Genomic DNA, 17,958 nt, shown 5'->3' on the forward strand with positions numbered 1-17,958 from the left:
CCGCCGCGGGGATCTCGGCCGGCCGATCTTCCGGGCTACGCTTGATTGTCATGGACTGGACGGAAGTGGCAACGGTCGGCATCGGTTACGCACTCGTCCTGACGGCCCTGTTCCTGGCCGTGGTCGTCGGCGGGCTGCTGGTCGCACGGGACGCGCTGATCCACGACTGTCCCCCCGCGATACGGGAACGGCACGGCCCGCAGAGCCCCCGGGGGCGGCGCGTGGCCGGGGTGATGGGGCTGCTGAACGCGCTGGCGCTGATCGGCGTCCCGGCCGCCGGCGTGCTCGACCTGCACGGCAGGGACCCCGGCACGGCCCTGGGCTTCTGGCCGCCCTTCGCCATCGGCGCCACCGGCTTCCTGGTGCTCACCGTCGTCGACCTGCTGGTTCTGGACTGGTGGCTGTTCTGCACCGTACAGCCGCGTTTCATGGTGCTGCCGGGCACGGAGGGCATGCCCGAGTACCGCGACTACGCCTTCCACTGGCGGGTGCTCGTGCCCCGGCCGGTGCCCTGGCCGCTGCTGACGATCCCCGGGTACGGGGCGGTGGTGGGCGCGGTCTCCGTGGCGGCGGAGTCGATCGCCACCTGGTAAGCGGTCGCCACCTGGTGAGCGATCGCCGTCCGGGGAGCCACGGCCGCGCGCGGAAACGGTTCACCGGACGCGCGGGGCATCCGGAGGGGTCAACTCCGCCCAGACCGCCTTGCCGCCGCCGTCCCGGGGCTCCGAGCCCCAGCGCAGCGCCAGCCGCTCCAGGACGACCAGGCCGTGGCCGCCGGGCAGCGCGATCGCGCGGGGGCGGGGCGCGGGCGGACGGGGGCTGCCGTCGGCGACCTCGATCCGCAGCAGCTCCGGGGTGTAGCGCAGCACCAGCTCGGTGGGGCCGCCGGCGTGCAGGCAGGCATTGGTGACGAGTTCGGAGACGAGCAGCAGGGCGTCGCCGGTCCGCTCCGGGCCGGCCGCCGCCCAGCCCCAGTCGGCGAGGGCCCGCGCGGTGAAGTCCCGGGAGCGGGCCACCGTGCCTTCGATGCCGGACAGGGCCAGCCGCCGTGTCTGGTCCTGCCGCCGCAGCCCCGCGCCCATCCGCTCCGCCCCTCTCCCCCGCCCCGCTCCGCCGGGCCCGGTACGGGTCCCGTCCACCGAGGGTGCCAGGGCGCGACGGACTCCGCCGACGGGCCACGCCGACGCCCGGTACCGCTCCGCACGGACGCCGGGCATACGGGTCGCGGGGTGCGCGGTCGGGGGACGACGCACGGCCACCGGCCGTACGGGGCGCCGGGCATTCGGGGCGCCGGGCACACCCGCCGCCGGGGGTACGGGTCACCGGGCACGCCGGTCGCCGGGCGTACGGTCAGGGGCGCCCGGCCGGGTCACCGGGAGGCCGCCCGCGCCGTCCTCCGTCCCGGTCCCCGCCCCCGCGCCGTCCCCCGCGCCGGTCGCGGTCGCGGTCACGGTCGCTGTCGCGCCACCCGCCGCGCAGCCACTGCCCCGCCGCCGCCAGCCTCGGGTGCTTCTCCCGCTGCTCCCGCGCGCTGCGGTCCAGTTCCTCCAGGAGTCGCCGGCTGCGGTGCTCCGGGTCCAGTTCGGCGAGGATCCGGTCGGCCTCGGCCAGTAGGGCTCCCGCCAGCTGCCAGTGGCGCGGATCGCCGCGTACGCCGTCCAGCAGCAGCCCGGCGACCCGTTCGCGGGCGGTGGCGGCCCCCGCGAGACCGTCGGCGAGCCGTCCTTCGGCCTCCTGCGCCCGTTCGCTCACCGGGCTGGTCACGAGGGCGGCGAAGCTCACCAGCGCGTCCCCCGTCCGGGCGAACAGCTCCTCGATCGCCCGGGACGCCTCCTCGGGGAAGAGCCGGGCACCGGCGCGCTCCCGGGCGAGGTCGGTGAGGGTACGGGCCAGGACGCGCAGCACCACGGCGCAGATCTCCAGGGTGTCCAGGCCGGTCCGCAGCACCACCCGGTTGAGCAGCCCCTCGCGTACGCGCGGGTTGAACCGCAGGCTGTCCTCCGCCTGCCGCAGGGAGGCGTCCACCTCGGCGATGTCGTTGTCCAGCCGGCGGGCCTCGTACAGCCGGGCGGCGGCGGACGGCACGGAGGCCGGGGTGTCCCGCTCCAGCTCCTCCCCCATGTCCAGGAGGAGCCGGCGCATCCGCCGGGACAGCCCGACGATGGACTCCTCCGCGCTGTCCACCCACACCGGCGGCAGCAGCACGTTGAAGAGCAGGCCCACCGTCGCGCCGATCAGGGTTTCGAGGACCCGGTCCCAGGCGGTGTCCGCCACCCGGGTGACACCGAGGACGAGCATGGCGCTGATGGCGACCTCGGGCACGAACTCGCCCACCCGGACCACGTATCCGATGGCCAGCGAGGCGAGGACGATCAGCCCGAGGCTCCACCAGGAGAGGCCGACGAGCAGGCTGAACGCGCTGGCGACGAGGACGCCCGCGACCACCGAGTTCACCCGCCGGACGCTGGTGGTGAGGGTGGAGTAGAGCGTCACCTGGACCACGAGGAGGGCCGTCAGCGGTGCGGTGAGGGGGGCGGGTTCGCTGCTCAGCCAGAGGGCGGCGACGTAGGCGAGGGTCGCGGCGGCGGTGGCGCGGAGCGTCTGCACGACGGCGGGTTCCCTGCGGTACCGCTGGACGAGTCCGGCCGGGGAGACCGTGAGCAGCCGTCGCTTGTCGGGCACGGGCACCCCCGTCCTCGGATACGGGCCACGACGGCCGGAAATGGCCGCGCGGAGCCGGGCCGGGTCCGGGGCCGCCCGCCGCCCGGCCCTCGGGATCCGGACTCAGCCTAAGCCCGGATCCCGCGCGTTGCTCCCCCGTACGCGACGGCGATTACGGGGTGACGCGGGGGCGAGGGCGGCCCCGGCGTGCCGCCCGGCACCGTGCGGGCGACAGTGGGCACAGCGGACGGCGGGTACCAGGAGGGGCCGCGGGCCCGGGACCGACGGGAGGAGGAGGACATGGCACCGAGTACGGCACCGGGCAGGGAACCGGGCACGAAACCGGTGGCGGCCCTGGACCGGATCGCGTTCCTGCTGGAGCGCTCCCTCGCGGAGCCCTATCGCGTACGGGCGTTCCGCACCGCGTCGGCCGCCCTCGCGGGGCTCACCGCCGAGGAGATCGCCGACCGGGCGGCCACCGGCGCCCTGGAGCGGATCAAGGGTGTGGGGCCGAAGACGGCGACGGTGGTGCGCGAGGCGCTGGCGGGCGGGGTGCCGGAGTATCTGCGGCGGCTGGAGGAGGAGGCCGCGACCTGGCCGGAAACGGTCGGCGGCGAGGCCCTGCGGGCGCTGCTGCGCGGTGACTGCCATCTGCATTCGGACTGGTCCGACGGCGGCAGCCCGATCGAGGAGATGGGCCGGACGGCGATCGCGCTGGGCCATGAGTGGGCGGTGCTCACCGACCACTCGCCCCGGCTGACGGTCGCCCGGGGGCTGGACGCCGGGCGGCTGCGGGAGCAGCTGGACGTGGTGGCGGAGCTGAACGGGCGGTGGGCTCCGTTCCGGCTGCTGACGGGGATCGAGTGCGACATCCTGGCGGACGGCTCGCTCGACCAGGAGCCGGAGTTGCTGGACCGGCTCGACGTCGTGGTCGCGTCCGTCCACTCCGACCTGCGGATGGAGCCGGAGCGGATGACCCGGCGGCTGCTGGCGGCGGTGGCGAACCCGCTGGTGGACATCCTGGGGCACTGCACCGGACGGCTGCTCGTCGGGCGGCGGACGTCCGGCCGGGGCCGGTCCGGTTCCAGCGGTCCCCGGCCGGAGTCGCGGTTCGACGCGGAGCGGGTGTTCGCGGAGTGCGCGGCCCGGGGCACGGCGGTGGAGATCAACAGCAGGCCCGAGCGGCTCGATCCGCCGATGCGGCTGCTGTCGGCGGCCGTCGCGGCGGGGGTGTTCTTCGCCGTCGACACGGACGCGCACGCGCCGGGGCAGCTCGACTGGCAGATCCTCGGCTGCGAGCGGGCGGAGCGCGCGGGGGTGCCGCCGGAGCGGGTGGTCAGCACGTGGAGCGCGGACGAGCTGACCGCGTGGACCGTCACGCGGACCGCTCCGGCGGGTGATTGAGTGCCCTCGCCCCGGAAGCGGACGCCCTTGTACCCTGTTTGACGGTGTGTCACACCAGTGGGAATGGGCCGGGGCCCCGGGGGTAGACGGACGGCATGACGGTCGCCAAGACACCTGTACTCGTACTGGACTGCGCGGAGCCCCGGGAGCTGGCGGAGTTCTACGCCGCCCTGCTCGGCGCCCGGGCCCGCCAGGCGGACGACCCCGACTTCGTGGAGGTGGTGGGCGGCAGCGGGATCCTGCTGGCCATCCACCGGGATCCGGGACACGCGCCGCCCAGCTGGCCCCGGCCCGAGAACTCCCTCCAGGCCCATCTGCGCGTGCTGGTGGACCGGGAGGACCTGGACGAGGCGGAGCGGGAGGCCGTCGGCCTCGGCGCGGTTCCGGTGGAGACCGGCGACCGGGGCGGACCGGGCGAGGTCCGCCTCTACGCCGACCCGGCGGGCCACTCCTTCTCCTTCGCGGTCTCCCCGGCGCGATCGGCCCGCTGACCGGGACCTCGCCGCCGGGCACGACCGTCCCGCCGATCAGCGCATGCCGCCCGGCACGACCGGCCCGCTCACCCGGACCACGCGGCCGGGCGCGACCGGCCCCGACCTGAAACCGCGTCCCCCGGTGCGACCGGCCCGCCGACCCGACCCGCGCCCCGGCTTCCCCGTACCGCCGGCCTTCCCGTATCACCGCGATTTCCCGGATCCCCTGCGTGCACCTGCTTGCCCCTGCTTGCACGGCGTCCCCCGGCGGGCAGGTGCCGGAACCGGCCACTTCATGAGCGGGCGCCGCGCTGCCACCGTGCCGGTGCCCCTGCCTCTGGCATGAGCCATGGGCAAGTCGGCTCCCTTGGGGCGCTTCTGGGGCTACGCTGCCGACTCATGTCGCAGAACGGCCGTCCGTTCCCGCGCGAGGGCGGTCCGGGGGCCGCTATCGTCGTCGGCGCGTTCACGCTGCCTCCTGACGTCTGGCAGCCCACCCACCGCCATCCGCACCACCGGCTCGCCCGGGTGCCCGGCGGGCTGCTCGCGGTCCGCACCGCGGCGGGCGCCTGGCTGCTGCCCCCGTCGACGGCGCTGTGGATACCGGCCGGGGTGCCGCACGCGACCGCCGTACTGACGGACCCCGCGCCCCCGGTGCGGCTGCCCGCGATCGACCCGGCGGTCGGCCGGGGCCCGGGCAGGGAGCCCACGGCGGTCCGTGTCGACCCGCTGCTGAGTGCGCTGATCGACCATCTGGGGCGGGCCGGGCTGCCGCCCGACGCGCGCCGCCGGGCCGAGTCCGTCGTCCTCGACGTCCTGGACCCACTGCCGGTCATCGCCATCTCGGCGGGCGAGCCGCGCGACCCCCGGGCGCGGGCCGTGGCACGGGCGCTGGCGCTCGACCCCCGCGACAGCCGGGGGCTCGCCGCGTGGGGCCGGGAGGTGGGCGCGAGCGCGCGGACCCTCGCCCGGCTGTTCACCGCCGAAACGGGGCTCACATTCGGCCAGTGGCGGGAAAGGCTGCGGATGCAGGCAGCGATGCCCCTGCTCGCGAGCGACCTCCCGATCGAGGCGGTGGCCCGCCGGGTGGGGTACGGATCGGCCAGTTCCTTCGTGGCCGCCTTTCATCGGATCGTGGGTCTGACGCCACGCCAGTACTTCCCCTGACCGCCGGCCGCCCCCACACTCGTACCCCCGCGCACCCGCGCACCGCGACACGACCTGGCGGCCGCCGACCCGGGGCCGCCGTTCGCCGCGCGCACGGCTCCGCGTCACGGCCCGGTCGCCCCCTCCGCCCTCCCCCATCCGCAGAGGACCGACTCGTGAATGACGTCGACCGCCGCAGGTTCCTTCGGATCGCCGGCGCGACCGCAGGGTTCGCGGCGCTCTCCGACAGCGTCGAACGCGCCGCGGCGCTGCCCGCGAAGCGCCGCCACGGCACGATCGAGGACGTGGAGCACATCGTCGTCCTGACGCAGGAGAATCGTTCCTTAGACGGTTGAAGCTTCCTGTAACTATAGGCCGACCTGCTGAAACGCCGTTGGGAAGCGGCCTGTCCCACCAATCCACCAGGCCCGCTCCCAGCGCCCGTCGGCCAGGGCCGGAATGCCATGAGCGGTGGGGCGACCATGGCAAAGGCCCCGGCCGCCCCCCTATGGGGACACAGGGGAGACGGCTGGGACCGGTCGGGCCCGGGACCCACCTGTTACGGAGGGTCACGGTCAGGACAGTCCGGACTGGGGCACCGCTCTCTAACCCGACAGAGCGCACAACAGCCCCACTCCTCGAACCGGAGGAGTGGGGCTGTTCGCTGTCATCACGCCGCCGGGTCGGCCTCCAGTGGGGGCGGCGCGGGGACGACGGCCGGGGTCGACATGCCGTTCTCGTCCAGAGCGATCCAGTTCAGTTCCACGCTGCGGATCAGGACACCGGGGAAGTCCTCGAATCGGCTCAGCGCGTCCGCGATGGCGTCCGTGAGACTTTCGGCCTCAATGAGGCAACTGAACTCCGCACGGTCAGGGCTCTCTACCAATCCGATCTGCCCGTCGTGGAAGCGGTCGAGCCCATCCAAGGTGTCTGACTGCTCTGGTGTCAGAGGCTGCTGGAGGTGCAGGGTGAAGCACCACTCACGCACAGCCACGGTGGTTCCTGACGAAGATGTCAATGCGCCTAGCCTCTCCGCTGGAGCTTTTGGGCGTGCAGCTCACCGTGTGCCGCCCACTGCAAGGACAGCAGATCACGTAGCCCCACGTGTGTTTCTTCTTGTCGTGCAGCACCTTGAAGCCCGCCGCCTCAGCGCGCCTCAGCGCCGCCTCGATGTCCTTCTTCTGGTGCCGGTCTCCGAGTGACATGGCACCACGTCCTACGCCCCGGCGGGGCGGTACACGGCGGAACCGGGGCCGAGTCGCCCGTACGGGTGACTGTCCGCCTGGCGGTGAACGCCGAAGGGCCCCGGTGCCCTCTCGCGGAGGGAGCCAGGGCACTTGCGGTGCTGTTCCAAGGTGGGTGAAAACCCGTTCGGGTGGGCGCCGGACGCGGCGTCCGCACAGGTTGGAGGGTTGTGGGGGGGGACTCACGGACCCTGGAACCCGTACAGACATCGAGCCGCACCCGGACTGGGTGCCGGTGCCGCCCGCCGACCCCGCGCTGCCGGTGCAGGAGAGGGGCTCCCGGCCCACCCGTCCGCTGCCGTACGAACCGCTGGTCGACGGGGTCTCGACGCCGGGGACCGGGCACTTCGCGCTGACCTTCGGCAGCGGCCCCCGGGCCGGGGCGTGGTTCCTGGTCACCGCCGCGAACCGGGGCGACGGCCCCTGGACCTACACCACGGCGGCCGGTGGCCGGATCACGGACTCCTGGAACTCCGTCCACTCCGGGGGCCTGTACGACCTCACGGTCCACGGGCCCAACGGCTTCCTGCGGACCTTCCGGGGGCGGAACACCGCGCCAGGGCCCGAGGTGACGGCCCGGCACACCGCCGCCACCGGGGTGGAGCTGACCATGACCAACGCCTCCGGCACCACCTGCCGGCTGACCCTCACCGACGCGTACGGGGGCGGGCGGCGCGTATCCGGCGACAGCGGCTTCCTGCGGCGCTTCGCCGGGCATGTGGAGAACGGCACGCCGGGGGTGAGCGACCCGGGCATCGTCACCGGCTGATTCCGGTCACGGGGTGCCGGAAAGGTGCGGGTTGGCATCCGCGCCCTCGGTGCTCAGGAGCACCACGGTGGTGTCGGGGCCGAGCAGCGGCACGGCACCCCCGCCGTCCGCCGCGTTTTCCGCCGTGCTCTCCGCCCTGCTCTCCGCCGTCAGTGTGCGGACCCCCGCGAGTGCCGCCGCGCCGCAGGGGCCCGCCGTGACACCGAGCGCGGTCAGTTCCCGGAGCGCGGCGGCGCACCGGGCCTCCGTGACGGCGACGGCCGCGTCGAGTCCGGCGCTCAGCAGCGGCCAGGCGAGCGCCGAGACCGTACCGCAGTTCAGGCCCGCCATGGCTGTGGGGCCGGTGGCGACGGTGAGCGGATGCCCGGCCCGCAGGGCGGCCAGGAGGCAGGCGGCGGAGAGCGGTTCGACAGCGAGCAGGGCGGTACGCGGGCCGGTGCGCGGGCCGGTGGTGCGGCGGCCCCGGTGGTGGGTGACGGCGGCCTGGGCGAGGGAGCCGACGCCGACCGGGACGGCGAGCAGGCCGGGTCCCGCGCCGGCCGGGACGGCCCCGGCGGCGGCGAGTTGGACGTCGATCTCCGCGAAGAGCGTGGAGTAGCCCTCGGCGATCCAGCGGGGGATCTCGGCCGCTTGGCCGTCCTGGCCGGGCAGCGCGGTGTCCTGGAGCAGGTAGGCGCCGGACCGCGCGGCCTCCCGGGCCGCCTGGCGGACCGCCGTGTCGTAGTCGCCCGGGACGGTGGTGACCTCGGCGCCCTCGGCCGCGATGGCGGCCACGGCGTCCGGGTGCACCTCCGCCGTGACGAGGACGTGGGCGCTCGCGCCGTACCACCGGGCCGTCCGGGCGACGGCCCGGCCGTGGTTGCCGTCGGTGGCGGTGACCAGGCGGAGAGGTCCGCTGTCGCCGCGCTCCCGACGGCGCTCCAGGAGCCGGTGGACTGCCCAGGAGGCGCCCAGGATCTTGAAGGCGGGCAGCCCGAACCGGTCGGACTCGTCCTTGACGAAGACCCGTGCGACCCCGAGTCCGGCGGCCACGGAGGGGAGTTCGGTGAGCGGGGTCGGGGCGTAGCCGGGCAGGGCGATGTGGAAGGCCCGGACGGCGGCGGCGGGCGCGGGCGGAAAGCTCCGGTCACGGCGGGCGGCGGGGGCCCGCCAGACGGGGCGGGAGGTGCCGAAGGCGGTCGGCGTGGTCGGCGTGGTCGGTTGCGTCATGGGGATGACCGTGCCCGTGCGCCCGTCACCGGTCCAGTGCGCGTCCCGGGCCGGTCCACCCCCGTACCCGCCCGGTGGAGCGCGTCAGTCCGGTGGAGTGAGGGGTACGTGCCAGATCAGCCGGGTGCCGCCGGAGGGGCCCGGTGCCGTGGTGAGCGTGCCGCCCAGCCGCTCGGCGCGTTCGGCCAGATTCCGCAACCCGCTGCGGCGGGTGTCCGTCCCGGGGCCGATGCCGGTGCCGTCGTCGGTGACCTCCGCCGTCAGTGTGCCGGAGCGCACCACGAGGGCGACCTCCGCCCGGGACGCGGCGGCGTGCCGGGCCACGTTGGTCAGGGCCTCGCCGAGGACGGCGACCACCTCGTCGGCGACCGCGCCCGGCACATCGGTGTCGATCAGCCCCTCCATCCGCAGCCCGGGGGCGAAGCCGAGGGTGCGCGCGGCGTCCTCCAGGGCGCGTACGGTCCGTACCCGCAGTCCGGGCGCCGATGTGGGCGTCTCCCGTTCCCGCAGGCCGAAAATGGTCGATCGGATGATCTTGATGGTGTCGTCGAGGTCGTCGATCGCCCGCACCAGCCGCTCGGTCGCCTCCGGGTGGTCCACGAAGCGCCGGGCGCTCTGGAGCGTCATCCCGGTGGCGAACAGCCGCTGGATCGCGAGGTCGTGCAGATCGCGGGCGATCCGGTCACGGTCGGCCAGCAGGGTCATCTGCTCGGCGTCGCGCCGGCGGTCCTCCAGTTCCAGGGCGAGGGCGGCCTGTCCGGCGAAGCCGGAGAGCGGCGCGGTCTCGGCGTCGGTGAACGGCGGGCGGCCGGCGCGGCGGGCGAGCACCAGCACCCCGCGTTCCTTGCCCCGCTGCCCCACGGGGACGGCGACGGCGGGGCCGAACGCCGTCCCACCGCCGGAGGGATCCTCCGCCGCCAGATCGGCGACGACGACGGGGGCGCCGCGCTCCAGCGCCCGGGCCGCGAGGCCGCTCACGGACGGCGCCGACCCCCCGTCCGCCGCCCCGTCGGTGCCGTCCTCCGTCTCCCGGCCATCCTCGGTCCCGTCCTCGACGCCGTTCTCGTCGTCCTCGCCGCTCAGTGCCAGGGCCTCGCGGAGCACGCCGCCGCGCTCCACCCGGTAGACCACGCCCCGTTCGGAGGAGGTGATCCGCCGGGCCCGGTCGGTCATCGTCTCCAGCACCTGGATCTCGGACGCCCCGGAGAGCAGCGCGCTGGTGAAGTCCGCGCTCGCCGTCAGCCAGCGCTCCCGCTGGCGCACGGTCTCGAAGAGCCGGGCGTTCTCGATGGCGATCCCGGCCGCCACGGCGAGCGTCGCGAGGACCGCCTCGTCCTCGGCGTCGAACTCGCCGCCGCCGCGCTTCTCGGTCAGATAGAGATTGCCGAAAACCGCGTCGCGCACCCGGACCGGCACTCCGAGGAAGGAGCGCATCGGCGGATGGCCGGTGGGGAAGCCGGAGGACGAGGGGTGTCCGGAGAGGTCGGCGAGCCGCAGCGCCTGGGGGTGGCGGATCAGCTCCCCGAGCAGTCCGTGGCCGGACGGCGGCGGGCCGATCCGCCGCCGGGTGGCGTCGTCCACGCCCACGGGGAGGAACTGGTCGAGCCGCTGCTCGTCGCCGATGACGCCGAGTGCGCCGTACTCGGCGTCCACGAGGGCGACGGCGGCCTCCACGATGCCCCGGAGCACCTGTGGGAGGTCCAGTTCGCGGCCGACGGAGAGCACCGCCTCCAGCAGTCCGTTGAGCCGGTCCCTGCTGCCGCGTACCTCGTCGATCCGGGACTGGAGTTCGTCGATCAGCTCGTCCAGACGCAGCCGGGGGATCCTGCCGGCGCTCCGCGGCCCGTCGCCGGCGGGACCGATGTCCGGTGAGTCACGGACATCGTGGGGGTCACGGGAGTAACGGGGGTCCTGGGAGTCGCGGGAGTCACGGGGACCGGCGTCCCTGGAGTGATGGGTCCCGGTGGCCCGGTGGTCCGTGTCGCCGGGGTGCGCGCCCCCGGGGCAGGCCTCACCGGGGGTCCCGGGGGCCCCGGGATCCCTGGGGTCCGTGTCCCCGGAGCCCTCGCCCACGGGGCCCGTGCCCCTGTCGTCCCGACCCATCAGCCCTCCGCGCTCGTTGGCCCGCCCCGGCGGACCGGGGCGGGTTTCACCGTATCGCCCGCCGGAACGGAGACACCGGGCAGGGCCGTTCGGCCCCCGGTCCGCACCCGCCCGGCCCCCGCGCGGACCGGCCGGGCCGGTGGATCCTGCTCCTGTGGAACCCGACGATCGCGAAGGGGAACGGTGGGTCGTATGAGCACGGGGACGAGGCCGACACTGCACGCTCTGTCCAGGGAGCACCGGGGCCGGCTGCTGCACATCGCGCGGGAGGTCTCCTTCGACCAGGGCGCCAGGATCTTCGAGGAAGGGGGCGGGCCGGACGCGTTCTGGATCGTCCGCACCGGCCTGGTGACCCTCGACATCCGGGTGCCCGGGCGGCGCCGCCGGGTCGTCGACTCCCTCTCCCACGGCGAACTGGTCGGCTGGTCTTGGCTGTTCCCGCCGTCGCCGTGGCGGATGGGCGCGGAGGCGATGACCCCGGTACGGGCGCTGGAGTTCGACGCGGCCGAAACGCGCCGGCTCTGCGCGGCGGACCCCTGGTTCGGCCAGGAGGTGGCGCTATGGGTGGGCGGTGTCCTGGCGCACCGTCTCCAGTCGTCCAGGAACCGGCTGCTGGACCTGTACGCGTCCCCGCGCCGCGCCGGCGCACCCGGGTAGTCTCCGGCCGATACCGGACGTCAGGGGACGTTCGGCCCCTGTCGCCGGGGCCGTGGCGGCGGCACCCTCGAAGGGAACAACCGAGAACAGGGAGCCACCGACGTGACCTCGACCCCCGAGAACCCCGACTTCAGCCAGCAGCGCCCGATCAGGGTCTTCCTCCTCGACGACCACGAGGTCGTCCGGCGGGGGGTGCGCGACCTGCTCGACGCCGAGCCGGACATCGAGGTGGCCGGGGAGGCGGGCTCCGGCGAACAGGCCCTGGTCCGGGGGCCGGCGCTGCGCCCCGATGTGGCGGTGCTCGACATCAGGCTGCCCGACGGCGACGGCATCACGGTCTGCCGCGAACTGCGGTCGCGGATGCCCGGTCTGGCCTGTCTGATGCTGACGTCGTTCGATGACGACGACGCGCTCCTGGACGCCATCATGGCGGGCGCTTCGGGCTATGTCCTGAAACAGATCAAGGGCTCCGACCTGGTGGCAGCGGTCCGTACGGTGGCATCCGGCCAGTCGATGCTGGATCCGGCCACCACCGCCCGGCTGATGAACAGTCTGCGGGCGCCGCAGGAGCCCGACCCGGAGGCGGACCGGCTGAGCGGGCTGACGGAGCGGGAGCGGCAGATCCTGGAGCTGATCGGCGAGGGGCTGACGAACCGGCAGATCGGGGCACGGCTGTATCTGGCGGAGAAGACGGTGAAGAACCACATCTCGCGGCTGCTGGCGAAGCTGGGGGTGGAGCGCCGGATCCAGGCGGCGGTGCTCGCCACGCAGTTCCGGCTGCCGGGCTGAGAGGACGCTTCAGAGGCCATCGGGAGCCCCGCCCGGCCGCCGGGCGGGGGCGTGGGGGCCGGTCACCGGGACACCGCCGGCCGTGGGGGGCGGTGGTGGTCCCGGGGGCCGGCTCCCCGCGCGGCGCCGGGGCACGCGAGCCCCAGCCTGATCCGTAAGAGACGGCCTAGTCCTGACCGAGCCAGAGGTCGGGCCCGAAGACCTCGTAGTGGATGTCGGCGGCGGGCACCCCGCGCTCCAGCAGCTGGGTGCGGGCGTGGCGGAGGAACGGGAGCGGGCCGCAGAGGTACGCGGTGGTGCCCGGCTCCAGCGGGATCCCGGTCAGGTCGGCACGGCCGGTGCGGTCGGCGGGCCAGTCGCCCTCGGGGGTCTCGTACCAGACATGGGCGGTGGCGGCGGGGAGCGCGGCGACCAGCCGCCCGAGGTCGGCCCGGAAGGCGTGGGCGGCGGGGGTGCGGTCGGCGTGGACGACGGTGACCGGGCGCGGGGAGCCCGCGGCGGCGAGATGGTCCAGCATGGCGATCATGGGGGTGCAGCCGATCCCGGCGGACGCCAGGAGCAACGGTCCGTCGCCGTCGTCGAGGGCGACGTCCCCGAAGGGGGCGCCGACGCTCAGCACATCGCCCTCGGCGACCCGCTCGTGCAGATGGTGGGAGACCTCCCCGTCCGGGGTGGCGCCCGGCGTACCGGTGACCCGCTTCACGGTGAAGCGGATCCCCTCGGCGGAGGTGCCGGGGGCGTCGCCGGGGGCGCCGGAGAGGGAGTACTGGCGTATCTGGCGCGCCCCGTCGGGGAGTTCGACCTGGACGGAGACGTACTGGCCGGGGCGGAACGGCGCCGGTGGCGTGCCGTCGGCGGGCCGTACGACGAAGGTGGTGACGTCGGCGGTCTCGGCGCGGCGGGCCACGACGACGTGGTCGCGGAGGGTGGCGCCGGGTTCGGTGCCGGCTTCGGCGTAGAGCCGGGCCTCGATGGCGACGAGGGCGTTGGCCATCAGCCAGTACACCTCGTCCCAGGCGGCGGCGACCTCGTCGGTGACCGCGTCGCCGAGGATCTCGGCGATCGCCGCGAAGAGGTGGGTGTGCACCACGGCGTACTGCTCGCGGGTGACGCCGAGGGAGGCGTGTTTGTGCGCTATCCGGCTCAGCAGGGCGTCCGGGCGGGTGTGGGGGTGGTCGAGGAGCGCGCCGGCGAAGGCGGCGATGGAGGCGGCGAGGGCCTGCTGCTGTTCCCCGGCGGCCTGGTTGCCCCGGTTGAACAGGTCCCGCAGCAGGGCGGGGTGGGCGGTGAAGAGCCTGTCGTAGAACGTCGTGGTGATCTCGCCGATCGCGGCGCCCACGGCGGGCAGCGTGGCGCGGATCGTGGCGGCGGACTTCTCGGACAGCATCGTCGGACTCCCAGCGTCGGGTACGGGGGTGGGGTGCGACCGTGGACGTCCGCGCTCCGGGAGGGGCGCGGGGGTCCCGCGGGGCGTCAGGAGCGGGGTCCCGGCGGCCCCAGGGGCAGACCGAGCAGGAGCGGGCCGGTGGGCGACGCCACCAGCTCGTCGATGCTGTACGGGTCGAGCACCGCGTAGAACGCCTCCTGGGCGGTGCGCAGCACGGAGCGGAGCCGGCAGGCGGAGCGCAGGGGGCAGGGCGGGTCGTCCTCGCAGCCGACGACGTCGCCGGTCCCCTCCAGTTCGCGCACGATCCGGCCCAGGGAGCCGGTGCGGCCCGCGCCGGTGAGGGCCAGTCCGCCGCCCCGGCCGCGCCGGGCCTCGACGACGCCGAGGTGCTGGAGCCGGGTGACGACCTTCGCCGCGTGGCTGTAGGGGACGCCGACGGCGTCGGCCACCTCCCGGGTGGTGGGGGCGGGCCGGTCGTCGTGCACCGCGAGTCGCATGGCGATCCGCAGGGCCAGGTCGGTGCCTTTGGTCAGTCGCACGACGTCACCGTAACGGAATACGAATCTGAGATTCCAATTATTCCGCGTGATGGGGGGCACCCGGGACCATCGGCCCTCCGGGTCGGCCCGGACGGCCCCGACGGCGGGGTGTTCCCGGGGACTTCCGGCCCCCTGGGCACCGGAGCCGGGGGGAGTCGGGGGCGCGGCGAGAGCCTGCGGCGCCGGTCCCGGCCGTGGTGCGCGGGGACGGCCGTGGTGCGCGGGTACGGGGACGACCGTGGTGCGCGGGTACGGGAACGGCCGCGCGCGGCGGTCGCCTGCGGCGCAGGGCTCCGGCGCACGGTCGCGGCGGCCCGGGGCACCCCCGCGCGCTCCGGCCCCTCCGCACCTCGGGCGCCGGCCGTCGGGCGCGTGCGTCCGCCTGCCGGGCATACCGGCGGACCCCCGGCCCACCTCCGCACCGCCGTCCCGGGCGGGAGGCGGACGGCGGATCCCCGCAACCACCCTCACCCTCCGCGGGGTCCGATCGCCCCGCTCCGGCGGCGCGATCCGCCACGGTCATCCGGTGCGGCCCACCGCCCGAGGCCCGTCGCCCGTACCGCCGGGGCCCGTTCCCGGGCCGGTCACGGGTGGCGCCGGTCGCGCAGTCTGGCCCGCAGCGGCATGCAGAACCAGAAGCCGAAGAGCCAGCAGAGGATGCAGGCGGAGAGCACGGCCGCGAGCGCCATATGCAGGACCACGCTGAGCACCAGCAGGACCGCGCAGGTGAGCGCGAGCATCAGCAGGACCAGCCCCCACAGGGCCAGTCGGCCCGAGACCTCGACCAGCCGGTGCTTGCGCCGGGGGTCGGAGACCAGCCGGTGGAAGGGCGCGGGCGCGGTCAGCAGGCCGAAGGAGGCGAGCGCCAGCACCAGCGAGGCGACGTAGACGGCCCGGTCGGTGGTGCCGAAGTCCGCGAAGCGGGGGGTCACCGAGACCGCCATGAGAAAGCCCAGCAGGAACTGGAGGGCGGTCTGGGCGACCCGCACCTCCTGGAGGATCTCCGCGTACGCCTGGGTGGAGGTCTCCGACGGCGCCGGGGCGGCCCCGTCCTGGTCCGCCGCCTCCCGGGGCCCCGGGAGCGCCATCGCCGCGCCGCCCGCCGGCGGGCCCGGCAGCCGCACCAGCCCCCGTGCTCTGACCCGGTCCTCGCCGGAGGCCGCGGTCCGCTGATGCGGGAGCACGGCCGCGCTGCCCAGCGACCGGCGCGCTCCAGCAGTTTCCCAGCGCGCCACCAGCCGGGGCTTGCCGCCCGGGACCGGCACCTGCTCCCAGCGGGCCACCAGGGGCTTCCTGTATGTGAACGCATGGTTCGGGACCGCGTCCCGGATTGCCTCCCGCGATACGAAGACTCCGTTGTTGCTGTCGGACATATGCCGACCTCCCGATGCTGAGGAGGGCTGAGGCCGGTGTCGCCTCACTCTGTGTCTAGTAGTACGGGAAGTTCTTCACCAAAGGTTCATCTTGAGTCCACTTTGACTTAAACTGAATCACCTTCGATGGAATGCTCAACTCGCCACCGATACGGCCCAGTTCAGTGACGTGAACGGGAGAATTCCGTGTGCGGTTCAATCCGGCCAGCGCGGCTCCAGCGCATCGGCAGGAGCCGGTGTCCGACGGGGCGTCAGCCGACGGGGCAGCCGAAGGCGAGGCGTACCGACCGGATGCTGATGGCCCCGTCTCCGGTGTGGAGACGGGGCCATCAGCATCCTGTCGGGGGCTGTTGCCGGCTCAGGGGTGCGGGACGACCGCCACCGGCGCGGTGGCGTGGTGCAGGACCGCGTGCGCGACCGAGCCGATCCTGCCACCGAACGGGGTGGCCCGCCGGATCCTGCGGCCGACGACCAGGAGCGCCGCGCCCTCGGATGCCGCCACCAGCAGTTCGGCCGCCTTCCCCGGGGTGGCCTCGGCCATGACGTCGACGCCGGGGTGCCGCTCCCGCCAGGGGTCCAGCACCTGCCGCAGGACCCCCGCCTCGGTCTCCCCCAGCTGCCGGTCCAGTTCGGGGTCCGGCGGCAGCCCGTAGGCGAAGTACGGCGGCAGGCTCCAGGCGTGCACCACCCGCAGCGGGGCGCGGCGGCGGACGGCGGCGTCGAAGGCGAACGCGAGCAGCGCGTCGTCGGGGGCGTTGGCGTCGAGTCCGAGGACGACCGGGCCGTCCGGGTCCGCGTCCGCCCCCGGCCCGGCGGGCGGCTCCGGGGCCCGTACCAGGACCACGGGCCGCTCGGTACGGGCGACCACCTGCTGGCCCACCGAGCCCAGGAGGAAGCCGCCGATGCCGCTCAGCCCCCGGGAGCCGAGGACCAGCAGCTCGGCCTCCTCGGCCGCGTCGGGCAGCAGTTCACCCGGCCGTCCGGTGACCTGTTCCCAGATCACCTCCAGGCCGGGGTGGCGGGCGCGCAGTTCGTCGGCGGTGTCCCGGGGGAGCCGCTCGGGCTCGCGCGACCGGGTCTCGGCGCCCATGAACGGGGCCTGGAACAGGGGCACCGACTCCCAGACACTGATCAGCCGCAGCGGCAGCCCTCTCCGCCCGGCCTCCCCCGCCGCCCACGCGGCGGCGGCCAGGCTCTCCGGGGAGCCGTCGAGACCGACGGTGATGGTGCGGGACATGGTGCGACCTCCTGGAGCCGGGCGGGGCCGGGGCGGCCCCGGAACCAGCATGGGCCCGGTCCCGGCCGGGTGCGCGGGGCCCACGGGCCCCGGGGCGGGGGCCACCGGTCCCCCGCCGCCGGGCCGACCGGCCCGGTCACCGGGTGCGAACGGTCCGGTGCCCGGCCAGGACGGCTGATCCGCACGGGTGAACCGGGCCGGCGGGCGGGTGGGGGGACCGGGCCGTGTAGCCGCGGCCGGGGGCCTCCACGGCAGCGGCCGGCGCCCTCCGGACGTCATGTCACGCCGTGCCGTCCCCCTCCGGGTGGCCCCGGTGCCGGAACCAGTCGGGCGCCAGCAGCGACATCGTCACCGCGTCCACCCGTTCGCCCTCCCACAGCAGCGCGTCCCGCAGGACCCCCTCGGCGACGAAGCCCACCTTCTCGTAGACACGGCGGGCGCGCGGGTTGAAGGCGTACACCTCCAGGGAGATCCGGTGCAGTCCGAGCCCTTCGAAGGCATGGCCGACGATCAGCCGGGTGGCCTCGGTGCCGAGGCCGCGCCCGAAGGTGCCGGGGCCGAAGCAGATACGGAAGTTGCAGCTCTCGTTGGGCTCGTCCCAGAGGTTGAGCACCGCCTCGCCGACGACACGGCCCGTGGCGCGCTCCACGACGGCGAGGTCGAGCCGGTCGCTCTGCTCGCCCCGGCTCCCGTACCAGGCCCGGATCCGCTCCGGGTCCGGTTCGGTGTCGTCATGGCTGCCGGTCAGCCGGGAGGTCTCCGGGTCGCGGAGCATCGGCAGCAGGGCGGGGGCGTCGTCGGCGGTCACCGGCCGCAGCACCACCCGTTCGCCCACGAGGGTCGGCTTGGTACGGAAGTCGGCAGCGGAGGGCGCGGTGAAAGGTGCGGCGGAAGGCACGGCGTCGCATGTGGTCATCCGTGCATGGTGGGCCCGGGGCGGGGGCTGTGTCCTCCCGTTTTTCCCCCG

Annotated in this window: 17 protein-coding genes and 1 pseudogene; 8 read left to right on the forward strand and 10 right to left on the reverse strand. The window is 75.0% G+C overall.

The window, feature by feature from the left end:
* Positions 1-50: 50 nt before the first annotated feature.
* Positions 51-593, forward strand: a complete 543-nt coding sequence (locus SYYSPA8_RS22125; protein ID WP_323448998.1) for a hypothetical protein — start codon at positions 51-53, stop codon at positions 591-593.
* A 60-nt stretch (positions 594-653) separates the two neighbouring features.
* Here the strand turns inward: SYYSPA8_RS22125 and SYYSPA8_RS22130 are convergent, their stop codons facing one another.
* Both SYYSPA8_RS22130 and SYYSPA8_RS22135 read right to left on the reverse strand, forming a co-directional pair.
* Positions 654-1,082, reverse strand: a complete 429-nt coding sequence (locus SYYSPA8_RS22130) for an ATP-binding protein (protein ID WP_407706058.1) — start codon at positions 1,080-1,082, stop codon at positions 654-656.
* A gap of 268 nt (positions 1,083-1,350) precedes the next feature.
* Positions 1,351-2,682, reverse strand: coding sequence for an FUSC family protein (locus SYYSPA8_RS22135; RefSeq protein WP_323449000.1), 1,332 nt, complete (start codon positions 2,680-2,682; stop codon positions 1,351-1,353).
* A gap of 279 nt (positions 2,683-2,961) precedes the next feature.
* On the opposite strand from SYYSPA8_RS22135, the gene SYYSPA8_RS22140 reads away from it, so the two are divergent.
* From SYYSPA8_RS22140 to SYYSPA8_RS22155, 4 genes are all read left to right on the forward strand, one after another.
* Entirely contained in the window at positions 2,962-4,065 is a 1,104-nt protein-coding gene (locus tag SYYSPA8_RS22140) for a PHP domain-containing protein (RefSeq protein WP_323449001.1), read from the forward strand.
* Between the two features lie 95 nt (positions 4,066-4,160).
* Entirely contained in the window at positions 4,161-4,556 is a 396-nt protein-coding gene (locus tag SYYSPA8_RS22145) for a VOC family protein (protein ID WP_323449002.1), read from the forward strand.
* A 381-nt stretch (positions 4,557-4,937) separates the two neighbouring features.
* Entirely contained in the window at positions 4,938-5,705 is a 768-nt protein-coding gene (locus tag SYYSPA8_RS22150; RefSeq protein ID WP_323449003.1) for a helix-turn-helix transcriptional regulator, read from the forward strand.
* Between the two features lie 155 nt (positions 5,706-5,860).
* Positions 5,861-6,040: a hypothetical protein gene (locus tag SYYSPA8_RS22155; RefSeq protein WP_323449127.1), complete on the forward strand. Its 180-nt coding sequence runs from the start codon at positions 5,861-5,863 to the stop codon at positions 6,038-6,040.
* Between the two features lie 314 nt (positions 6,041-6,354).
* Here the strand turns inward: SYYSPA8_RS22155 and SYYSPA8_RS22160 are convergent, their stop codons facing one another.
* Positions 6,355-6,672 carry a hypothetical protein gene (locus SYYSPA8_RS22160; RefSeq protein ID WP_323449121.1) on the reverse strand — a complete coding sequence of 106 codons (318 nt, stop codon included), beginning with the start codon at positions 6,670-6,672 and terminating at the stop codon, positions 6,355-6,357.
* Positions 6,673-7,112: 440 nt separating this feature from the next.
* Here SYYSPA8_RS22160 and SYYSPA8_RS22165 point away from each other — a divergent pair.
* Positions 7,113-7,697 (forward strand): annotated as a pseudogene (locus SYYSPA8_RS22165) (phospholipase domain-containing protein); the annotation flags it as partial.
* Between the two features lie 6 nt (positions 7,698-7,703).
* Here the strand turns inward: SYYSPA8_RS22165 and SYYSPA8_RS22170 are convergent.
* Together SYYSPA8_RS22170 and SYYSPA8_RS22175 are read right to left on the reverse strand one after the other, a co-directional pair.
* Positions 7,704-8,906, reverse strand: a complete 1,203-nt coding sequence (locus SYYSPA8_RS22170; protein WP_323449004.1) for a pyridoxal-phosphate dependent enzyme — start codon at positions 8,904-8,906, stop codon at positions 7,704-7,706.
* Between the two features lie 84 nt (positions 8,907-8,990).
* Positions 8,991-10,769 (reverse strand): sensor histidine kinase, encoded by a 1,779-nt coding sequence (locus SYYSPA8_RS22175; RefSeq protein ID WP_407706059.1) that lies wholly within the window; start codon positions 10,767-10,769, stop codon positions 8,991-8,993.
* A gap of 432 nt (positions 10,770-11,201) precedes the next feature.
* Between SYYSPA8_RS22175 and SYYSPA8_RS22180 the strand changes: the two genes are divergently transcribed.
* Together SYYSPA8_RS22180 and SYYSPA8_RS22185 are read left to right on the forward strand one after the other, a co-directional pair.
* The gene (locus tag SYYSPA8_RS22180; protein WP_323449006.1) at positions 11,202-11,666 is read left to right on the forward strand and encodes a Crp/Fnr family transcriptional regulator; all 465 of its coding nucleotides are present in this window, start codon (positions 11,202-11,204) and stop codon (positions 11,664-11,666) included.
* Between the two features lie 102 nt (positions 11,667-11,768).
* A complete protein-coding gene (locus SYYSPA8_RS22185; protein WP_323449007.1) occupies positions 11,769-12,455 on the forward strand; it encodes a response regulator transcription factor in 687 nt (228 codons plus the stop codon).
* Positions 12,456-12,621: 166 nt separating this feature from the next.
* On the opposite strand, the gene SYYSPA8_RS22190 is transcribed toward SYYSPA8_RS22185, so the two are convergent.
* From SYYSPA8_RS22190 to SYYSPA8_RS22210, 5 genes are all read right to left on the reverse strand, one after another.
* Complete coding sequence (locus tag SYYSPA8_RS22190; RefSeq protein WP_323449008.1) at positions 12,622-13,842, reverse strand: globin domain-containing protein; 1,221 nt, start codon at positions 13,840-13,842, stop codon at positions 12,622-12,624.
* A gap of 86 nt (positions 13,843-13,928) precedes the next feature.
* On the reverse strand, positions 13,929-14,381 hold the full coding sequence (locus SYYSPA8_RS22195; protein WP_323449009.1) for an RrF2 family transcriptional regulator: 453 nt from the start codon (positions 14,379-14,381) through the stop codon (positions 13,929-13,931).
* A 584-nt stretch (positions 14,382-14,965) separates the two neighbouring features.
* Complete coding sequence (locus SYYSPA8_RS22200; RefSeq protein WP_323449010.1) at positions 14,966-15,664, reverse strand: DUF6328 family protein; 699 nt, start codon at positions 15,662-15,664, stop codon at positions 14,966-14,968.
* 448 nt (positions 15,665-16,112) lie between these two features.
* Positions 16,113-16,991: a universal stress protein gene (locus SYYSPA8_RS22205; RefSeq protein ID WP_323449011.1), complete on the reverse strand. Its 879-nt coding sequence runs from the start codon at positions 16,989-16,991 to the stop codon at positions 16,113-16,115.
* 280 nt (positions 16,992-17,271) lie between these two features.
* The gene (locus SYYSPA8_RS22210; RefSeq protein WP_323449012.1) at positions 17,272-17,907 is read right to left on the reverse strand and encodes a GNAT family N-acetyltransferase; all 636 of its coding nucleotides are present in this window, start codon (positions 17,905-17,907) and stop codon (positions 17,272-17,274) included.
* Between the last annotated feature and the right edge of the window lie 51 nt (positions 17,908-17,958).

It is taken from the genome of Streptomyces yaizuensis, assembly GCF_034961445.1.
Classification (GTDB): domain Bacteria; phylum Actinomycetota; class Actinomycetes; order Streptomycetales; family Streptomycetaceae; genus Streptomyces; species Streptomyces yaizuensis.

What these genes read in the sequence shown, in the direction of transcription:
- SYYSPA8_RS22205 (WP_323449011.1), bottom strand. Translation starts at nt 16,991, where the DNA reads ATGTCCCGCACCATCACCGTCGGTCTCGACGGCTCCCCGGAGAGCCTG.
- SYYSPA8_RS22125 (WP_323448998.1), top strand. Translation starts at nt 51, where the DNA reads ATGGACTGGACGGAAGTGGCAACGGTCGGCATCGGTTACGCACTCGTC.
- SYYSPA8_RS22150 (WP_323449003.1), top strand. Translation starts at nt 4,938, where the DNA reads ATGTCGCAGAACGGCCGTCCGTTCCCGCGCGAGGGCGGTCCGGGGGCC.
- SYYSPA8_RS22210 (WP_323449012.1), bottom strand. Translation starts at nt 17,907, where the DNA reads ATGACCACATGCGACGCCGTGCCTTCCGCCGCACCTTTCACCGCGCCC.
- SYYSPA8_RS22145 (WP_323449002.1), top strand. Translation starts at nt 4,161, where the DNA reads ATGACGGTCGCCAAGACACCTGTACTCGTACTGGACTGCGCGGAGCCC.
- SYYSPA8_RS22190 (WP_323449008.1), bottom strand. Translation starts at nt 13,842, where the DNA reads ATGCTGTCCGAGAAGTCCGCCGCCACGATCCGCGCCACGCTGCCCGCC.
- SYYSPA8_RS22130 (WP_407706058.1), bottom strand. Translation starts at nt 1,082, where the DNA reads ATGGGCGCGGGGCTGCGGCGGCAGGACCAGACACGGCGGCTGGCCCTG.
- SYYSPA8_RS22170 (WP_323449004.1), bottom strand. Translation starts at nt 8,906, where the DNA reads ATGACGCAACCGACCACGCCGACCACGCCGACCGCCTTCGGCACCTCC.
- SYYSPA8_RS22180 (WP_323449006.1), top strand. Translation starts at nt 11,202, where the DNA reads ATGAGCACGGGGACGAGGCCGACACTGCACGCTCTGTCCAGGGAGCAC.
- SYYSPA8_RS22140 (WP_323449001.1), top strand. Translation starts at nt 2,962, where the DNA reads ATGGCACCGAGTACGGCACCGGGCAGGGAACCGGGCACGAAACCGGTG.